The 17634-nt window shown below is 50.7% G+C and carries 17 protein-coding genes, 1 tRNA gene and 1 pseudogene; 6 read left to right on the forward strand and 13 right to left on the reverse strand.

Annotated features, from left to right (window positions below):
* Window positions 1–4: 4 nt before the first annotated feature.
* The 6 genes from GHC22_RS18575 to GHC22_RS18600 form a co-directional block, all read right to left on the reverse strand.
* Entirely contained in the window at window positions 5–1069 is a 1065-nt protein-coding gene (locus GHC22_RS18575; protein WP_153753703.1) for a fimbrial protein, read from the reverse strand.
* Window positions 1066–1671 carry a fimbrial protein gene (locus GHC22_RS18580; protein ID WP_032942421.1) on the reverse strand — a complete coding sequence of 202 codons (606 nt, stop codon included), beginning with the start codon at window positions 1669–1671 and terminating at the stop codon, window positions 1066–1068. The genes GHC22_RS18575 and GHC22_RS18580 overlap by 4 nt, the downstream gene beginning before the upstream one ends.
* 12 nt (window positions 1672–1683) lie before the next feature.
* Complete coding sequence (locus GHC22_RS18585; protein WP_100247262.1) at window positions 1684–2460, reverse strand: molecular chaperone; 777 nt, start codon at window positions 2458–2460, stop codon at window positions 1684–1686.
* Between the two features lie 26 nt (window positions 2461–2486).
* Window positions 2487–4958 carry a fimbria/pilus outer membrane usher protein gene (locus GHC22_RS18590; RefSeq protein ID WP_079935333.1) on the reverse strand — a complete coding sequence of 824 codons (2472 nt, stop codon included), beginning with the start codon at window positions 4956–4958 and terminating at the stop codon, window positions 2487–2489.
* Between the two features lie 41 nt (window positions 4959–4999).
* On the reverse strand, window positions 5000–5548 hold the full coding sequence (locus GHC22_RS18595) for a fimbrial protein (RefSeq protein WP_153753704.1): 549 nt from the start codon (window positions 5546–5548) through the stop codon (window positions 5000–5002).
* Window positions 5549–5617: 69 nt separating this feature from the next.
* Complete coding sequence (locus GHC22_RS18600) at window positions 5618–6166, reverse strand: fimbrial protein (RefSeq protein WP_003830808.1); 549 nt, start codon at window positions 6164–6166, stop codon at window positions 5618–5620.
* Between the two features lie 750 nt (window positions 6167–6916).
* On the opposite strand from GHC22_RS18600, the gene GHC22_RS18605 reads away from it, so the two are divergent.
* Both GHC22_RS18605 and GHC22_RS18610 read left to right on the forward strand, forming a co-directional pair.
* On the forward strand, window positions 6917–7600 hold the full coding sequence (locus GHC22_RS18605) for a winged helix-turn-helix domain-containing protein (RefSeq protein ID WP_228553202.1): 684 nt from the start codon (window positions 6917–6919) through the stop codon (window positions 7598–7600).
* A gap of 1 nt (window position 7601) precedes the next feature.
* A complete protein-coding gene (locus GHC22_RS18610) occupies window positions 7602–8120 on the forward strand; it encodes a hypothetical protein (RefSeq protein WP_003830806.1) in 519 nt (172 codons plus the stop codon).
* Window positions 8121–8276: 156 nt separating this feature from the next.
* Here GHC22_RS18610 and GHC22_RS18615 read toward each other — a convergent pair.
* Both GHC22_RS18615 and dnaQ read right to left on the reverse strand, forming a co-directional pair.
* A tRNA-Asp gene (locus GHC22_RS18615) sits at window positions 8277–8353 on the reverse strand.
* 133 nt (window positions 8354–8486) lie between these two features.
* Window positions 8487–9215 carry a DNA polymerase III subunit epsilon gene (gene dnaQ / locus GHC22_RS18620; RefSeq protein WP_095533177.1) on the reverse strand — a complete coding sequence of 243 codons (729 nt, stop codon included), beginning with the start codon at window positions 9213–9215 and terminating at the stop codon, window positions 8487–8489.
* Between dnaQ and rnhA the strand changes: the two are divergent.
* A pseudogene (gene rnhA / locus GHC22_RS18625) lies at window positions 9169–9747 on the forward strand (ribonuclease HI). The gene dnaQ and the pseudogene rnhA sit on opposite strands and share 47 nt — an antisense overlap.
* Here the strand turns inward: rnhA and GHC22_RS18630 are convergent.
* Window positions 9744–10466: a class I SAM-dependent methyltransferase gene (locus GHC22_RS18630; RefSeq protein ID WP_048214878.1), complete on the reverse strand. Its 723-nt coding sequence runs from the start codon at window positions 10464–10466 to the stop codon at window positions 9744–9746. The pseudogene rnhA and the gene GHC22_RS18630 sit on opposite strands and share 4 nt — an antisense overlap.
* A gap of 33 nt (window positions 10467–10499) precedes the next feature.
* Here GHC22_RS18630 and gloB point away from each other — a divergent pair, with 33 nt between their 5' ends.
* Both gloB and mltD read left to right on the forward strand, forming a co-directional pair.
* Window positions 10500–11255, forward strand: coding sequence for a hydroxyacylglutathione hydrolase (gene gloB, locus GHC22_RS18635; RefSeq protein WP_008783773.1), 756 nt, complete (start codon window positions 10500–10502; stop codon window positions 11253–11255).
* A 71-nt stretch (window positions 11256–11326) separates the two neighbouring features.
* A complete protein-coding gene (gene mltD, locus GHC22_RS18640) occupies window positions 11327–12685 on the forward strand; it encodes a murein transglycosylase D (protein WP_153753705.1) in 1359 nt (452 codons plus the stop codon).
* A 49-nt stretch (window positions 12686–12734) separates the two neighbouring features.
* Here mltD and GHC22_RS18645 read toward each other — a convergent pair whose 3' ends face one another.
* The 3 genes from GHC22_RS18645 to GHC22_RS18655 all read right to left on the reverse strand — a co-directional run bounded on the left by GHC22_RS18645 (window position 12735) and on the right by GHC22_RS18655 (window position 15689).
* On the reverse strand, window positions 12735–13505 hold the full coding sequence (locus tag GHC22_RS18645; protein WP_153753706.1) for a class I SAM-dependent methyltransferase: 771 nt from the start codon (window positions 13503–13505) through the stop codon (window positions 12735–12737).
* A gap of 76 nt (window positions 13506–13581) precedes the next feature.
* Entirely contained in the window at window positions 13582–14382 is an 801-nt protein-coding gene (locus GHC22_RS18650) for an endonuclease/exonuclease/phosphatase family protein (protein ID WP_153753707.1), read from the reverse strand.
* A gap of 131 nt (window positions 14383–14513) precedes the next feature.
* Entirely contained in the window at window positions 14514–15689 is a 1176-nt protein-coding gene (locus tag GHC22_RS18655) for an MFS transporter (RefSeq protein ID WP_153687921.1), read from the reverse strand.
* 104 nt (window positions 15690–15793) lie between these two features.
* On the opposite strand from GHC22_RS18655, the gene yafC reads away from it, so the two are divergent.
* Window positions 15794–16708, forward strand: a complete 915-nt coding sequence (yafC, locus tag GHC22_RS18660) for a DNA-binding transcriptional regulator YafC (protein WP_008783768.1) — start codon at window positions 15794–15796, stop codon at window positions 16706–16708.
* A gap of 21 nt (window positions 16709–16729) precedes the next feature.
* On the opposite strand, the gene dkgB is transcribed toward yafC, so the two are convergent.
* A complete protein-coding gene (dkgB, locus tag GHC22_RS18665; protein WP_003830794.1) occupies window positions 16730–17533 on the reverse strand; it encodes a 2,5-didehydrogluconate reductase DkgB in 804 nt (267 codons plus the stop codon).
* Between the last annotated feature and the right edge of the window lie 101 nt (window positions 17534–17634).

Genomic DNA, 17634 nt, shown 5'->3' on the forward strand with positions numbered 1-17634 from the left:
CCCCCTACTGAAACTGCGCGACAACGGTGGCAGAGGCTTCAAATTCACCTTCTTTCACGCTTCCCACGCCCGGCTTTGCCACCGGCGCGGCGGTGAGATTCCAGTCGCCCTGATTCTGGTAAAATCCCTTCACGTTGTAGAATTGATTGGGCACGACGGTGCCACCGCTTTCGTCTTTAAGCATAATGCCGAGATCGTCGCGCTTTTGTCCGCCGCTCAGCGTGCCAAGGAGATTACCGTTAAACCCCGCCGTGCCTGACGCCGTGGTCGTTTGTATACCAAGATTAATGTTCAGCGCGCCCTGATCGAAGCTCCCACCTTCACAGACCACATGTATAGGGACTGACTTGCTGTAGTTAGTGCCGTTGAGCCGGGCAGCGGATCCAGGCAGATCGCCAAACTCAATGCTGATTTTGTCTCCCCGGTTGAAGGTGCATTTGTCCGGGACGGTAATTAGCCCGGATTTAATCACCACGCGAGAAATCGCCGTGGTTGGCGTAGGTCCCGCGCTTCCCATGCGCCCGGCCACCTCCACCAGCGACTGGGAAGTGATATTGATGCCATTGATAATGGGTTTAGTGACAATAAACGTCACTTTCCCTTTTGAACCACTTTCAACGTTAGTCGCTCGCGTGTAGCCCTTACGCTTTTTACAGCTGTTGTTGCTGTTGCGGTTTGAAACGTTGGTAAAAGGCGCCTGCACATATTTTTTATAGCCCCCGGCAACCCACACCTGAACTTCCACATCCAGATACTCGTTTAGCCGAAAACGGTTCGCCCCCTGATTTGAAGGCGGCATCGTGGTTGTGGTGGTGTAGTAAATTGGTGCTCGGGAGATGTCAGCCTGTTCGCAATAGAAATTCACCACATACCAGCCGCCCAGATTCCATGGGAACGGCTCCGTTCTGCCACCCACGTGGTTTTTACTGACATCCAGCGAGCTCAGTTCAATATCGTACTGATGCGGCGACCCACCTTCCGGCTCACCTTCTCCCTGTGTAAATGCCTGCCCGGCCAACGGACAACCTGCCAGCACCAACCACAACAGCGTGTTACGAAATACGCTCATAGATACTCCAGCTTAAGTCTGACCAGACCGTTAAATTCTCCGGCGGTCACCTCTCGCCCAAAAGATTCCAGCGCGGCAAGAAAATGAATGGCGTTATCGCCCGGTTTGAGGATCCACATGCGTTGCGGTTGGTTCAGGTGGATTAACTGATTACGTTCAGTCAGTAGCCGGATGCCCGCGCCGCGAACATCACCACGAATGCGCCCCAAATCGCTGTTTTCCGGTGCGCCTTCAGCCATTAGCGTCATCGAAACACCACGCTCCACCGTGCTGTGCGCCAGCTCAGGCATCTCACTGGTCTGCCCGGGGAAATCCCTTAAGGTATGACCGGAGCCCTTTAAACAGCCATTCAGATACAGCGTGACCAATACCGGATCGCTGCGATCGCCGCCCTGGCGAAATCGGCCGGCGGAAATATCACCAAGATCGATAGTCTGATCGCGGGAGGCCATATCCAGCACGCACGGCGAAACGAACACCCGACCATGAAAGCGGACGTTGCCATACTCGCCGGACACATTGCTCATATCCTGGCGACCGCTTGTGGCCTGAACCGAGCAGGCCATGCCCGCCATCAGCAGAGCGCAAAGCATCTTTTTCATTTACGAATCCTGTTACCGGGGCTGTTGCTCCATCGGCAATGCTTTACACACATTGCCTGTGCAGCTGAATTTCAATTCGGGATGACCGCCAAAATCGTTCACATACATCATGCTGAACTGGCTAACGCTGCCGTCGGCCACGCTGAAATCGAGAGAGGACTTTGGTGAAACCATAATCCCAGGGAAGTCAGTCAGCCTGTCGCCGCCCTGCGCTTCAGGCTTGCGGCTTAAGCCGATTAAGGTAACGAAGTACGGCGTTGGGTTATCCACACTCCAGCGCTGCCCCTGCTTATGAAAGACCAGTTGGTTTTGCCACACGGCGCCCGGTGTTTCCGGCACGATGGCGGTCGGACGGTAGAACAGTTTGATGCGCGACTGCATCGCCAGTTGCAGCACGTTCGGCTTATCCGGCTTGGGCGGAATTTCACGCACGTTCAGGTAGAACAGACTTTCGCGATCCTGCGGCAAAGCGTTAATACCGCTGGTTTTTGTCACACGCGCAATGCCCTTTTGCCCGCCGTTAATCCGTTGTAGCGGCGGTAAAACCATCAACGGCGAGGTAATTTTTGTTCCATTGGCGTCTTCCACCCACGACTGAGCCAGAAACGGAATGCTCGGACTGGTGTTGGTTAAGTTCGCACTGACAGATCGCGCATCACCGGTGATAATCAGACGGGTACGGTCAAGTGCAATGCCCGCCCATGAGGCGTTGATCTCTGCAATAAAAAGCAGACCGCAGACCACGGGTTTGAGCCAACGCTGCACGGAGTAAAATGCTTGATTTTTCATGACAAAATTCATTCAGGTTATTGATATTATTCACAAGGCAACAGCACGTTACCTTCCGGGTTGATTTGTTGCGGCACCTGTAAGTGACACTGCGCGCGACCGCCCCAGGCAACAGAAAGACGCTCGGCTGGATTCACACCCGCAATCCAGGCCATGCCGTTTTCCATCACCATGGCGACGCTGACACCGTTGGCGTTAAACACTTCGGCACCAAACGGCGGTACCGAACCATCTTTCAGGCGCAGCAGCGCCATCATTTTTTGCCCCTGCGCCACAGCGAAGCGCTGATAACCAATCGCGCCTTCCGTCAGGGTGTTGGTGACGATGGCTTTGGTCGCGGAAATGTCCTCGTCCATTGCGTCCACATCGATACGGGTATCAAAGCTGTGATAGCTGACGACGTCCGGTACGACGGCAATACCGAAGCGGTTTGAGTGCGCCTGTTCGCCGTTCAGCGGTACATTCGCCACACCGTCGGTATCAACCATCACCCTGGCGGTATTCATCGACGCCTGGCTGTTGTGTAGTGCCGCACCATGACGCGTTGCGGTAAAGCCGCCGCGCATCGTGCCGCCAACGGAGAAATAACGTGATTGCTGCCAGCTGACGTTAGATTCCAGTTCCGCCATCATGCTGCGATGCTTGTAGTAACCATCAAACGCGGTGTGCCCTTCACCGGAAACCCCTGCGCGCAGTCGCCATGGATTGTTACGGTCGCGGTTATCGGAATACGAAACCATCTGACTGGTCTGGCTACCGCTGTTTTGCACTTCATAATCCATTGAGCGGCCATCGCTCCATGGCACCGAAATGGACAGCGAAAGGCTGTCGTCCCGTTTGCCCTGGTACTCAGAGCGGTAAGCGGCAAGGTTGGCGCTGATCCCCTGAATGCCTGCGAACGAAAAGCTGTGCCCCATCGACACCCCGTAACGATCCTGAGAGCCACGATCCCAGTAATTCTGGTGGGTATAGGTCAGGTACAGCGTGGTCGCTAATTGCGGGTCGTCAGCAAAAAAGGTCTTGTTACCGGTGATGGTGTACATCTCTTTTTCGTTGCCGGCGCTGTTGTTATTTTCATACTGCTCGTCGAGGAACTGCGAGAAGGTGCGGAAGTTACGCTGTGAAAAACGGTAACCGGCAAAGGTGATGGCGCTGTTGTATTCATCAAAGGTTTTGGCATAACTGAGCTTAAAGGACATCCCTTTTTGTTCAGCCTGATGCTTCACCCGGCTCACGGATTGCGTCGCATCAGCCGACAGCGCGCCCAGCCAGCTCAAATCCCGCCCAATCCCCATCGACCAGGCGTTATAGCGATCGCCAGTGAGTAACGCGCCACCGTACAGTGACCACGCATTGCTGACCCCCCATGAAAAATCACCGCTATAAAATGCAGGTCCCTGGACGTCGTGGTTATAACGCGATGGCTTACCGACGGCGGCGTTATAACGAACATAGCCCGGGCGCGTCAGGTAAGGGATATCGGCCGTATTGACCTGAAAGGTTTGTACGCTGCCATCCTGCTCTTCGACGCGAACATCCAGCGTGCCGCGTACCGAGCCGTGTAGATCCTGAATATTAAATGGCCCTGCTGGAACAGTGGTTTGATAGATAACACGCCCCTGCTGACTGACGGTGACCTTCGCATTACTGCGGGCGATGCCGTGCACTTCGGGCGCGTAGCCCTGCAAATTCGGTGGTAGCATGCGCTCGTCGCTGGCAAGGTTAGCCCCCGTAAATCGCACTGAATCAAACACCTGGGAATTCAGATATATTTCACCGACCGTCAGTTTTGCAGCCTGCATCGGTAACGGGCGATAGGCATAGATCTGATCCCAGTCGATACGCCCACGATTTTCATCCGAAGCATAATTGGCCTGATACTGACCACGAAAGCGCCACGCGCCGAGGTTAAAGCCCGTCTGTCCATAACCAGACAGTGAGCGGTAATGATCGCCACCTTGTTCGTAATGTGTGGCCTGGCCCGAAACGCTGTAGTCGAAAATCAGTCCCGCGACGCCGTTATCCCAGCGCTCCGGCGGCGTCCAGTCTGGATCGGTATATTTCATCCATGCCTGAGGCACGGTAATGTCCAGTACGCCTGCGCTATTATTCAGCACCACACCCGGCAGGCGGGAAATGTCATAGCAGGTCGCGCTAATCGGATGAATATAGGTCAGCGCCTCTTCTTTGAGCGCCAGTAATTCGAGCTGTTGCGGCGTCAGGCACGCCATGGATTTATGCGAGTTGGCAGGATCAACGATATAACGGATCGACTGCTGAGGAATCTCCTGGCTGTTAATACGAACATCCAGCAGATATTCTCCGGGAGTCACAAAGTTGCCTTCGGAAAAACGCTGTAAATCGACATTTTGTCTGTCACTGGCATCCAGGACGTCAGTATTAAATTCAATAGACTCATCCGCTTCAGCCCATGAAGAGGCACAGACCAGAGCAATTAAAAGCGCCAGACGTTTTTTATCTGTTTTCAGCGTGATCATTTTCGTTCGCAAACCTTCAGATACCCGAATTGCTGTGCAGCTCAGAGATAATTCACAACAAAATGCGTGACTGCAGTAAATTCACCAGACGTCATTCTTCCGTCGCGGGAGATCAAATAAGCCGTAAAATTGAGCGTGTTTTTCCCTGGGTTAAGCGCATAATCCGGTGATGGCTCACCCAAATGAATTTGCTTGCCTTTGCCGTCATATATTTCTATCGCTAAATTTTCAGTTTCCGATTGCACGCTCAGATAATCAGGATTGTCACTATCCGGTGCGCCGGAAAAGGTAATATTGGCGCGTTGGAACAGATTCCCGGGGTGTTGAGAATCCCCTAATGAACATCCCAGCAAATGAATGCTGAAATCATGCGCAGATACTTTTTCAGGTTTTCCGGAAATATCTCTGGCTGAGAGGTCATCAAATTCAACCAGCAGCGACCGGTCGCGTGGATCGACATAACAGGCAGCCTCAATAATATTTCCCCGTATGCGCATTTTGCCGGGCGTACTGACAAGACGATGGGTGTCAGCCAAAACCCATGCAGGCGATATGAAGATAAAAAGCAGTAAAATACGCCATCCAGGCATCACCGCATTTCCTTTCAGTTATTCGCAGGAAGGGTTAAGCAGGCGCATAATTGCGCCCGCAGCAGATCGTTACTGATAATCGATCTGGAAATTAACGGTAGATTCGAAGTCACCCGGGGTTACGGCTGCGGATGCGTTGTTGGCCTGCAGGTAAGCAACGAAATCAATGTCGGTTTCGCCATCGGTAATGTTGACCTGAGATGCGGCTTCGCCCCATTTCACGTCCTGGTTACCACTGTCAATCATACCGATGCCCGCGCCCTTTGCTGTACCCGAGGTAAATGCAGCCAGCGCATTGTTGTCGGTATCAATCGTTGCCGGGGTGTAGGTTACTGTGGCGGTTTTCGCAACAGTTGTATCGCAGCCCTGCAGAACGATTTTGGCATGCTTAACACCAGCACGTTGGTTGTCTTTTAACTGAGAAGTTGGGATCTCACCAAAATTAACCTGCACCGGGCTGGATTCTGGGGCCAGACCGCATGCGGAATTAACCAGAGAACCAGTGAAGTGAATTTTACCGTTAGTCGGTTCAACATTTTTTGCAGCGAAAGCAGAAGATGCAGTAAAAGTCATTCCCGCCATCAGCGCACAAGCCACAGCCACGTTTTTCATTTTCATATTACTACTTAACCTTATATCTGTTTTTTGGTTATTCCGACGATCTATTTCCACAGACAATTTATGCAAGGGAAACCCTGATCTGCAGGTGGCGGAAGTGCATTTCCTTGCAAACAATCCATCTCAAGCCACCCTGTATTTTGAACTTCATTGGTATTCCATCCGAAATACCGCCCACAGTTGTTTACGCTGTTTCGGGGCTTATATTAAGTCGACGAAAAAATGACACAATGCAAAAATCCGGTATTAATCAAACTCAGGGAATCGTGTTGTAACACTGTCTGTAGAACGATCGTTTACCTAAAAAATATCCAAAAAACACGCCAACACCAGTGTTAATATCTATTATTTATAATTTTTATAGAGTTTTTATCTATCAACTATTTTTTTATTTAGCCAGAAGAACAGGCAAAATGTATTTATGAATGTTTTGTAAAAATGAAATTGGGCATCAAAAGCGAGTAATGACAATAAGATAGTGAAAGAGATGAAGGAGATTGGAGGATTCTATTAGATATATTAAGAGATTGTTATATAAATATTAATAAAGCGATCTATGGCACAATCATTTTTTATAAATGAATTATGTTATGCTATTGCTTCCCCCACTCGAATGCGAGATATCCTGCTTTAAAGGAGACATCAGTGATTTCTCATATACCAATAAACAAAATTAAATCCGTAATTATTGGTGAAGGCTTAGTTTTCAGACCACATAAAAATACCCTAAAAGACCTGGCATCTGGTGAAATGGCCACATTGAATAATGTGGCAACACAATTACTGCTCTATCTGTTGCAAAATGGTAAAGAGATATCCTCGCGCGATGAAATTCTGCGGAATGTTTTCCAGCATAATGGCGCCAGAGCGACGGATGCTAATCTCAATCAGCACATTTCATTTCTGCGCAAAGCAATAACGTCTACGGGCCATCCTGCAGAACTGATCGTCACCATTCCGCGAATAGGATTTCGGATGAGCGACGCCAGTATCAATATTCAGCAACTGGAGGAATCGCAAGCGCCCACCAGAATAGTCAATGTTGCATTGACGCCCAGGAAAAAGAAACGAAACCTGTGGCCTGTCACGATAACAACGTTAATTACCAGCATCGCCGTGCTGGCGACAGCGTGGTTAACATGGATACCCAATGAAATCGCGATGACGGACGCGGCGATCCTGCGGACTATCGACTACGAGCAATGCCGTGTGCATATATTAGGAAACGCCCTCACCGACACCATAACCGAAAAAAAAGCGCTGGATATTTTCAAGTCCGTGGGTATTAACCCCAACTGTTCGTACCCAAAAGATCTGTATCTCAATACCTGGGCGAGCAACCATAATCTGGTTGAGTGGTCGTTTGCCGCTGAATGCGGGCTAAACCTCGGCTATTACCATTGCATCAGCCAGTATCGCCATCATGAGGAATGATATGAAGCAGGAAAGCGATCACTCTCCTTTACTATGGTCAGTCGTGATTGCCATTTTTGGGCTAGCGGCTATCGCTTTTTTTATTATCGCCGGGAATGCGAAAAAACAAGAAATCAGTTTTTCCTGCTCCTCGGAATTCACGTCGATACTCGACATCCAGAATACAAAAAAGGAACTCCACGGAATAATGCTGATAACCAGCTACAACTCCGGACACCTTTCATTGTCAGTCCAGGGGAAACTCAAAAGTGACGACGGCGAGTTCGCTGTTAACCGAAAACTGTTCTTTCGCTATGCCCGTCCACTCGGCCATACCGCAGGCGTTTTTATGCTCACTCCCGATGGTCGGGAAAAATCCCCCGATGATGACGCAACGGACGCTGTCGACTATCTCTTCTTCGACGCTTACGAACGTGCCGACAAGCTGTATATGCTAAAGCACCTGAATGAGGAAACGGTTCTTATTGGCGATAACTTCTCACCCCGCTTCGCCTGCGTGATGAACCACTTCGCGAGTTAATCGCCTTCTGGATATGCGTCGGGTTAAGGATGACCTGATGTGTTACCCACCCGAAAGCTCGGGCGCGGTCGATAAAGTATGGTAATGAGATTATTATTTTTGGCGGGCTAAAACGACGAAAGCCTGAATCATTTCTGATTCAGGCTTTCTGAATAGTGGCGGAATGGACGGGACTCGAACCCGCGACCCCCTGCGTGACAGGCAGGTATTCTAACCAACTGAACTACCACTCCGCGTTGTGTTCCGCTTGGGAACGAAGCGAATATTACGGATTGCCTCGCGCCTCGTCAACGCTTTTTCTCACGTTTTTAATCGTTTGCTGCAAAAATCACCCGAATGGCCATTTTCATACGGTAAACGTACAAACTATGCCCGCCAGAGGCAACTTCCGCCTTTCTTCTGCACCAGGTCAAGGCGTGACTCATGCGCCGCTAACTCTTCATCAGTGGCGAAAACAACGCGTAGTTTGCTGGACTGTCGCACAATACGCTGGATCCCCGTGTCATTCTGCTGCTGGCTGTCGCCTTCCATTGAGAACGCCATGGTGGTCTGCCCGCCGGTCATCATCAGATAAACGTCGGCCAGAATCTGGGCATCGAGCAATGCGCCGTGCAGGGTTCGTTTACTGTTGTCTATCTCATAGCGCGAGCATAACGCATCAAGGCTGTTTCGCTTGCCAGGAAACATTTTCCTCGCCAGCGCCAGGCTATCGGTTATTTTGCAAAATTCATTCGTCTTCGGAATATCACGCTTGAGCTTCGCGAATTCGTAATCCATAAAGCCGATATCGAACGATGCGTTATGAATGACCAGCTCCGCGCCGCGAATGTAGTCGAGAAACTCGTCGGCTACATCGGCAAACGTAGGTTTATCGAGCAGGAATTCGTCTGCGATTCCGTGTACGCCGAACGCTTCCGGGTCCACCAGCCGATCCGGCTTCAGGTAAACGTGGAAGTTATTGCCGGTCAGGCGGCGGTTCACCACTTCAACCGCACCGATCTCAATGATCTTGTGGCCTTCATAGTGGGCGCCAATCTGGTTCATACCGGTGGTTTCGGTATCGAGGACGATCTGTCGTGTAATTCCAGTGCTCATAACGGTCATTTATGTCAGACTTATCGTTTGATTTCGATTTGCTAAAACAGGAAGTCTACCAGAGATGCTTAAACAGGTAGAAATTTTCACCGATGGTTCTTGCCTGGGAAATCCAGGGCCTGGTGGTTATGGGGCGATTTTACGCTATCGCGGGCGCGAAAAAACCTTTAGCGAGGGCTACAACCTCACCACTAATAATCGCATGGAGCTGATGGCGGCAATCGTTGCGCTGGAAGCCCTGAAAGAACAGTGTGAAGTGATACTCAGCACGGACAGCCAGTATGTGCGCCAGGGCATTACGCAGTGGATCCACAACTGGAAGAAGCGCGGCTGGAAAACAGCAGATAAAAAACCGGTGAAGAACGTCGATCTGTGGAAACGTCTCGATGCCGCGCTGGGGCCGCATCAAATCAAATGGGAATGGGTTAAAGGCCATGCGGGCCATCCGGAAAACGAACGCTGCGATGAGCTTGCACGCACCGCGGCCATGAGCCCGACTCAGGATGATATTGGGTATCAGACTGAGGCTTAAGCGTCCGGTTTACGGTATTGCCGGGTCGCGCCAACGGCATGACGGATAGGCGTTTTGCTTTTATTTTGTTTCATCGGGTTGAGCGTAAGCGGAATGGTTCGCTTGCGCGCAACCACCAGCTGTAAACAGCCCAGCGCGGGAATATGGGCGCTTAACATTTTCCCGCCCTTCTTGTTCCAGGGCAGAACATGAAAACGACTATAGTGCAGCACTTCAAAATTCAGTAATGATAGCCAGTCCAGTTGACGCATGAGGGTAAACATCCGACTGTTATAGGGCGATGTCTTGCGCAATACGGGCACCAGTTTACGCAATCCCATCAAGCTTACCGGGTTAAAGCCGCTCAGAATCAACCAGCCATCATCAATCAACACGCGATCGGCTTCACGCAGTAGGCGATGCGGATCAGAGCACCACGGCAACGTATGGGCCAATAAACAGACATCCACGGACTTATCGGCAAAGGGAAGATGCAAAGGATCGGCCGTCACCTGCATGGGAGATCCCTGCAAAGAAACATTTACCTGATGAGAAACCGCGCACGCTTCAGAATCGATTTCTGCGCTTAAATTACCAACCTTAAGCAGATGAAAACCGTACATTTTTGCAAACCACGGGTTAAGCTGATGCTCCAGCGCCTCACGATAGTGTTCGCCCCAGGGCAAATCATCCCAGCTAACGGGCGCTACGACAGTTTGAGGGATCCTTGCCGGTTTCATCACAACCTTCCGTTACGCATTGAGAGGTAATATATGAATCTTAACAGTATTCCTGCATTTCAGGACAATTACATCTGGGTCCTGTCAAATAATGACCAGCATTGTCTGATTGTGGACCCGGGTGAAGCGGCTCCTGTTTTGAAAGCCATTGCAGAGCATAACTGGGTGCCGGAAGCCATTCTGCTAACCCACCATCATCAGGATCACGTGGGCGGTGTGAAAGAACTCCTGCAACATTTCCCACAAATAGTGGTATACGGACCGGCTGAAACGCAAGATAAGGGAACTACACACGTAGTCGAAGATGGCGATATTGCACTCGTTTTGGGGCATGAATTTAGGGTAATTGCTACTCCGGGTCACACTTTAGGACATATCTGTTACTTTAGCCATCCTTACTTATTTTGTGGTGACACGCTCTTTTCTGGCGGTTGCGGTCGACTTTTCGAAGGTACAGCAACTCAAATGTATCAATCACTTAAAAAAATAAACGAACTTCCTGACGATACATTAATTTGTTGCGCACATGAGTACACATTAGCAAACATGAAGTTTGCCTTAAGCATTCTCCCGCACGATTCGTTCATAAATGAATATTATCGTAAAGTTAATGAGTTACGCGTAAAAAAACAAATGACACTACCCGTAATTCTGAAAAATGAGCGGCGAAATAATCTTTTTTTGAGAACGGAAGATATTGATTTAATTAATGAAATCAACAAAGAAACAATATTGCAACAACCTGAAGAGCGTTTTGCCTGGTTAAGGTCAAAGAAAGATACGTTCTGACAATTCCGGGTTGCCTTTTGAAAACTTCGCCGTTATGATCGGTCGTCTTTTAAGCAACTATTGACACACACATGAAGGCAAAAGCGATATTACTCGCCTCTGTCCTGCTTGTTGGGTGCCAGAATACTGGTAACGTCCAACAACACGCACAGAGCCTTTCTGCAGCTGGTCAAGGGGAAGCAGGAAAGTTTACAAGTCAGGCGCGATGGATGGACGACGGAACATCTATCGCTGCTGATCAAGATTTGTGGGCTTTCATTGGTGACGAGCTAAAGATGGGAATTCCGGAAAACAGCCGGATTCGCGAACAGAAACAGAAGTATTTACGCAATAAGAGCTATCTCCACGATGTAACTTTACGGGCAGAGCCGTATATGTACTGGATAGCCGGGCAGGTTAAGAAACGTAACATGCCTATGGAACTGGTACTACTACCCATAGTGGAGAGCGCTTTTGATCCTCACGCAACGTCTGGCGCCAATGCCGCAGGTATTTGGCAGATCATTCCGAGCACGGGGCGCAATTATGGTTTAAAACAGACCCGCAGTTATGATGCACGTCGCGACGTTGTGGCTTCCACCACCGCCGCGCTGGACATGATGCAGCGTCTGAACAAGATGTTTGATGGCGACTGGCTGCTGACCGTTGCTGCTTATAATAGCGGTGAAGGTCGTGTCATGAAGGCAATCAAAACGAACAAAGCACGTGGTAAACCCACTGACTTCTGGTCGTTGCCATTGCCTCAGGAAACGAAGCTATACGTGCCTAAAATGCTGGCATTGAGCGATATACTCAAAAACAGCAAACGCTATGGCGTACGTCTGCCAACAACAGACGAAAGCCGCGCGTTGGCACGTGTTCGCCTGAGTAGCCCGGTTGAGATGGCTCAGGTTGCCGATATGGCGGGTATTTCCGTCAGCAAGCTGAAGACCTTCAATGCTGGCGTGAAAGGCTCCACGTTGGGTGCCAGCGGCCCGCAATATGTGATGGTGCCAAAGAAGCATGCAGAGAAGCTGCGTGAGTCTCTGGCTTCAGGCGAAATTGCAGCCGTGCAGTCAACGCTGGTCGCGGATAACACGCCGCTGAGCAGTCGTAGCTACAAAGTTCGCTCTGGCGATACGCTTTCTGGCGTCGCGTCACGCCTTGGCGTGAGCACCAATGACCTTAAGCAGTGGAATAATCTGCGCGGGTCATCCCTGAAAGTGGGTCAAAACCTGACGGTGGGTGCGGGTACCAGCGCACAGCGTCTGGCGAATAACAGCGATAGCATCACCTATCGTGTGCGTAAAGGCGACTCGCTGTCGAGCATTGCCAAACGTCACGGGGTTAACATCAAAGATGTCATGCGCTGGAACAGCGATACGGACAATCTACAGCCAGGCGATCAGCTCACGTTGTTTGTGAAAAACAACGGTATGCCGGACTCCTGATAGCATTGTAGAAATGAAGGCACTGGATTCCCCCCAGTGCCTTTTTTATTTATCCCGCTTTATGTGCCTCAACCATTATCGTGTCGCTGGTAAACGAGCCATCTTCCTGTAACGCAAAGTAGGCTTTCACGTCTGCAGAAGCACTTTGTTGGTATGCACGAATCGCGTCGCTCAACGCCACAGGCGTGCGCATCCTCGCGACCCACGAACTGAACTCCAGTGGCAGGCGATCGGTTAACAAAGTATCGGCAATCAAATTGGCATCGTTGATTAACGACAGCCACTCTCCACTGGAATAGTTACGAACGTGCGAGGTATCGCGTAACGCCTCCACGGTTTGCAACCAGATATCACGTACTGGGTGGCCTGGCGACATCACATCCATCACAATCAATACACCACCGGGCTTCAGAACGCGGTTCACTTCCCGCAGCGCGCGTCCGACATCATGCCAGTGATGCGCAGAATAGCGGCTAATTACCACGTCAAATTCGCTATCTTCAAATGGCAGACTTTCGGCATAACCCTGGCGTGTGGCGACATTCTCCAGGCCTCTGTCTTTTGCCGCCTCAGCGACCACCTCAAGCATCTGCGACGATAAATCATAAGCCACAACCTGCTTTACGTGTTGCGCGGCTACAAAGCTGGCATGCCCCGCTCCACATCCCATATCCAACACACGGGCCTGCGGAAATGCCGACAACCTTTCCCCCAGACGCAGCAAGTCACGGCCAGAGGCGTGCACCGCACTGGTTAAATAGGCATTAGCCTGAGAGCCAAACTGTTTTTCGACGTTGTCATGGTGAGAGCGTGTTGTCATTGTGTTGTCCTTCGGTTGTTGTGAAATAGGAAGGGCAACCATCACAGGCCTGCCCTACGGCAGACCTGACACACCGTTATTGTTCAGGTTTGCCGGGACTGAATTCAACGAGTAGCGGGTTGTGATCGGATGCACGGGTGACCAGCACAGAGGCTTCACTCACGTTCAGACCACGATAGAACACAAAATCGAGAGGGCGACCAAACGCGCGTCGGCGCTGATCGTCAGTAAAACGTACCTGGCGCAGCGACATTTCTCGCGCAAAGCGGTACAGCGCATTCATCCGTCGACGGCTCCAGGCATTGAAATCGCCGGCCATAATAACCGGACCGCTGTGATGAGCAATCTGATCGCCAATGGGAAGTAACTGCTTACTATAAACATCGACGCCGAGGCTAAAGTTAACCGCGTGGATATTCACCACCATTAATAATCGAGAGTCAGGCAGCGGATACACCGTTACCAGAGCCGATTTCGCCAGCCGTAAAATAGGCTCACGCTCGCGCAATGGACAACAGTAAACAGGATGAGCAGCAGAGAGCGTCATGACGCCAGAGGGATGCTGAGGCAGCACAAAGGCAGGAACCTGATCGGCAGCAAGGTAGTTAGCGGTCGCAAACTGCACCAGTTCTGGCGTGGTTTGCGCTTCCTGTAATAATACCAGATGCGCATCTTTGCCAAAATTCTTCAGCACCGACTGCCATTCTGCGCGCTGCTGTTTAAAAATATTCCATACCAGCACGCGAATGCGGTCTTCACTGCTTAACGGAACGCCTGCGGATAATGCCTGGCCAATATGCGCAAACGACCCCGGCGGTAAAATCCGCTCGGCGGGTTGTCCGGCAACATAACGCATGGCATAGGTGTTTTTTCGCACTTTAGACTTTCAAACCTCTGTAACGTCAACCAGTCCGCAGCCGGACTGGTTCTTCTGTTATAGGGATTTTAGCACTCACTTTCAACGAACAATTGCAGTTTGTTTTGTAAGTGGGCGCTTACATCAATGATTTACCCCAGAGCAACACGCACAGGTTTATCAAGACGACCGCTGACACCCATCAGCAGGAAAGCTACCAGAACAATGAGGGCGCCAATCCACGGCGTCTGCGCTAAACCATAATGCTCGACCGTTTGCCCGCCAATCACTGACCCCAGCGCAATCCCAATGTTAAACGCCGCAATGTTTAACCCTGACGCCACATCTACAGCATTAGGCGTAAATTGCTCAGCTTTCTGTACCACGTAGACCTGCAATCCCGGTACGTTACCAAAGGCAAAGATCCCCATCACCAGAATGGTAGCCAGCGCGGCGTATTGCGTGGAGGCCGTCAGTTGGAAGACCATCAGCAGAACAAACAGCGCGGCGAAAATGAATTTCAGCGCCGGAACCGCACCATGTTTATCCGCCAGCTTACCGCCCCAGATATTACCGATAGCCACTGAAACACCGTAACCCAGTAAGATCCAGCTTACTGCTGCCGGGGAGAATCCCGCCAGATCCTGCATCATCGGTGCAAGGAAGGTGAATGCCGTGAATACACCGCCGTAGCCCAGTGCCGTAACGGCGTAAATCAGCAACAGACGGGGATGAGTCAGTACCTTCACCTGGTCGCGAATGCTGGCGGCTGCACGACCGGGAATGTTGGCAGGGATCAGTAACTGGCTGCTGATCAGTGCAATCACGCCTAACATTGATACCGCGAGGAAAGTCTCACGCCAGCCAAAGTGTTGACCGATAAATGTTCCCAGCGGCACGCCGGTGACCAGCGCCACCGTTAAGCCACCAAACATAATGGCAATGGCGGAAGCCGCTTTCTCTTTTGGCACCAGACTAGTCGCGATGGTAGAACCAATCGAGAAGAATACGCCGTGTGCCAGTCCAGTCAGCAGACGAGCAATAATGAGTGTCATATACCCGGGTGCCTGCCATGCCAGCAAATTCCCCGCCGTAAACAGAACCATCAGCGCAACCAGTAACTGTTTACGTGGCAGGCGTCCGGTCAGAGCGGTCAGTACCGGCGCGCCAATTGCCACACCCAGCGCATAGATTGAAACCAGCATCCCGGCTGAAGGTAACGAGATCGCCAGCTGTTGAGCGATGGTCGGCACCAGACCAACAATCACAAACTCAGTAGTGCCTATAGCGAAGGCACTTATTGTTAGTGCAAATAAAGCGAGAGGCATAAATAACTCCGTAACATCAGTAATCAGATGACACGCAGTATGCCTGGATGTTTTAATGACAAAAACATTCAAAATCTCAATATAATTTTGCGTCAGGTGCAAAAATGAAAGCAACCTCCGAAGAACTTGCAATTTTTGTGGCGGTAGTGGAAAGCGGCAGCTTTAGCCGGGCGGCAGAACAGCTTGGACAAGCCAATTCTGCGGTCAGCCGGGCAGTAAAAAAGCTGGAGATGAAATTGGGCGTCAGTTTGCTTAATCGCACGACCCGACAGCTAAGCCTGACCGAAGAAGGAGAGCGCTACTTCAGGCGGGTGCAGCAGATACTGCAAGAGATGGCTGCAGCAGAAACTGAAATCATGGAGTCGCGTAATACTCCGCGCGGCCTGCTGCGCATCGACGCAGCAACACCGGTGATGTTGCATTTCCTGATGCCGCTAATCAAGCCGTTCCGGGAACGGTATCCCGAGATGACGTTGTCTCTCGTCTCCTCAGAAACGTTCATCAATCTTATTGAACGAAAAGTGGATGTTGCTATACGAGCGGGTACACTGACTGACTCGAGTCTACGTGCGCGTCCGCTATTTACCAGCTATCGTAAGATTATTGCCTCACCGGACTACATTGCCCGTTTTGGCAAGCCAGAGAGCGTCGAGGAGTTAAATCAGCATCTGTGTCTGGGGTTTTCCGAACCGGTTTCACTCAATACCTGGCCGATTGCCTGTAGCGACGGACAGCTGCATGAGGTTGAGTGCGGAATTTCTTCCAACAGTGGAGAAACGCTAAAACAGCTTTGCCTGAATGGCAACGGCATCGCATGTCTTTCAGATTATATGATAGATAAAGAGATCGCGCGGGGTGAACTGGTGGAGTTATTGGCAGATAAACGTCTGCCGGTAGAGATGCCTTTTAGCGCAGTTTATTACAGCGATCGTGCCGTCAGTACGCGCATCCGGGCATTTATCGACTTTTTAAGTGAGTATATAAGAACAGCTCCCGAAGGAGCTGTGAAAGAGGGTTAATGGGTACAGAGGGTCAGGCAATTAATCCCAATCAGGGGCCAGACCTTCCGGGCTGACCAGACGATCGTTGCAGTCCAGTGCCGCGATCGCTTTTTTATCTTCGGCATCCAGATGCAGTTCCAGCGCCAGCAGGTTGCTTGCCAGGTTTTCACGTTTGGTAGAAGAAGGAATTACGGAGTAACCTTCCCCCATTGCCCATGCCAGAATAACCTGCGCCGGGGTCGCGTTATGTTTAGCGGCAATGTGCGCAATCACTTCATCTTTCAGCGCTTTACCGTAAGCCAGCGTCATGTAAGAGGTGATGTGGATACCGTGTGCTTTCGCCCAGTCAACCACCTTACGGCTCTGCAGATACGGAGAAAGCTCAATCTGGTTAGTCGCGATATTCTCTGCACCTACTGCGGCAATGGCTTTTTCCATCAGCGGAATGGTGAAGTTTGAGATACCAATTTCACGAGTCAGTCCCTGCTGTTTTGCTTCGAGCAGCGCCTGCATGAATTCCTCAACAGATACCGCATCACCTGGAGATGGCCAGTGGATCAGCGTCAGATCGACATAATCTGTACGCAACTTCTTCAGGCTTTCTTTCAGGCTTGGGATCAGTTTTTCTTTGCTGAGATTTTCAATCCAGATCTTGGTGGTGATATACAGCTCGTTACGCGGTACGCCACTTTCGGCAATCGCCTGACCAACAGCCGCTTCATTATCATAGATTTGTGCAGTGTCGACAGCACGGTAGCCTAGCTCAAGCGCCGTTTTAACAGAAGCGATAACCACGTCGTCTTTCAGGCGGAAAGTACCTAAACCGAATGCAGGGATAGTCATAGAATTCCTCTTTATAATCACTATGTTCGTTAACTGAGAGGATTATGAGCTTTAGCTCTTTATAGAAAAAGAGTGAAAAATGCAGAGGATATTTGCGGATT

Source organism: Citrobacter sp. H12-3-2 (assembly GCF_009649895.1).
GTDB lineage: Bacteria > Pseudomonadota > Gammaproteobacteria > Enterobacterales > Enterobacteriaceae > Citrobacter > Citrobacter portucalensis.

Bases quoted from the DNA above. Each gene is read 5' to 3' on its own strand.
- dnaQ (WP_095533177.1), bottom strand. From the start codon at position 9,215: ATGAGCACTGGAATTACACGACAGATCGTCCTCGATACCGAAACCACC.
- yafC (WP_008783768.1), top strand. From the start codon at position 15,794: ATGAAAGCAACCTCCGAAGAACTTGCAATTTTTGTGGCGGTAGTGGAA.
- GHC22_RS18580 (WP_032942421.1), bottom strand. From the start codon at position 1,671: ATGAAAAAGATGCTTTGCGCTCTGCTGATGGCGGGCATGGCCTGCTCG.
- GHC22_RS18630 (WP_048214878.1), bottom strand. From the start codon at position 10,466: ATGAAACCGGCAAGGATCCCTCAAACTGTCGTAGCGCCCGTTAGCTGG.
- GHC22_RS18585 (WP_100247262.1), bottom strand. From the start codon at position 2,460: ATGAAAAATCAAGCATTTTACTCCGTGCAGCGTTGGCTCAAACCCGTG.
- GHC22_RS18575 (WP_153753703.1), bottom strand. From the start codon at position 1,069: ATGAGCGTATTTCGTAACACGCTGTTGTGGTTGGTGCTGGCAGGTTGT.
- GHC22_RS18600 (WP_003830808.1), bottom strand. From the start codon at position 6,166: ATGAAAATGAAAAACGTGGCTGTGGCTTGTGCGCTGATGGCGGGAATG.
- dkgB (WP_003830794.1), bottom strand. From the start codon at position 17,533: ATGACTATCCCTGCATTCGGTTTAGGTACTTTCCGCCTGAAAGACGAC.
- GHC22_RS18590 (WP_079935333.1), bottom strand. From the start codon at position 4,958: ATGATCACGCTGAAAACAGATAAAAAACGTCTGGCGCTTTTAATTGCT.
- gloB (WP_008783773.1), top strand. From the start codon at position 10,500: ATGAATCTTAACAGTATTCCTGCATTTCAGGACAATTACATCTGGGTC.
- GHC22_RS18610 (WP_003830806.1), top strand. From the start codon at position 7,602: ATGAAGCAGGAAAGCGATCACTCTCCTTTACTATGGTCAGTCGTGATT.
- GHC22_RS18595 (WP_153753704.1), bottom strand. From the start codon at position 5,548: ATGCCTGGATGGCGTATTTTACTGCTTTTTATCTTCATATCGCCTGCA.
- GHC22_RS18645 (WP_153753706.1), bottom strand. From the start codon at position 13,505: ATGACAACACGCTCTCACCATGACAACGTCGAAAAACAGTTTGGCTCT.
- GHC22_RS18605 (WP_228553202.1), top strand. From the start codon at position 6,917: ATGGCCACATTGAATAATGTGGCAACACAATTACTGCTCTATCTGTTG.
- mltD (WP_153753705.1), top strand. From the start codon at position 11,327: ATGAAGGCAAAAGCGATATTACTCGCCTCTGTCCTGCTTGTTGGGTGC.
- GHC22_RS18655 (WP_153687921.1), bottom strand. From the start codon at position 15,689: ATGCCTCTCGCTTTATTTGCACTAACAATAAGTGCCTTCGCTATAGGC.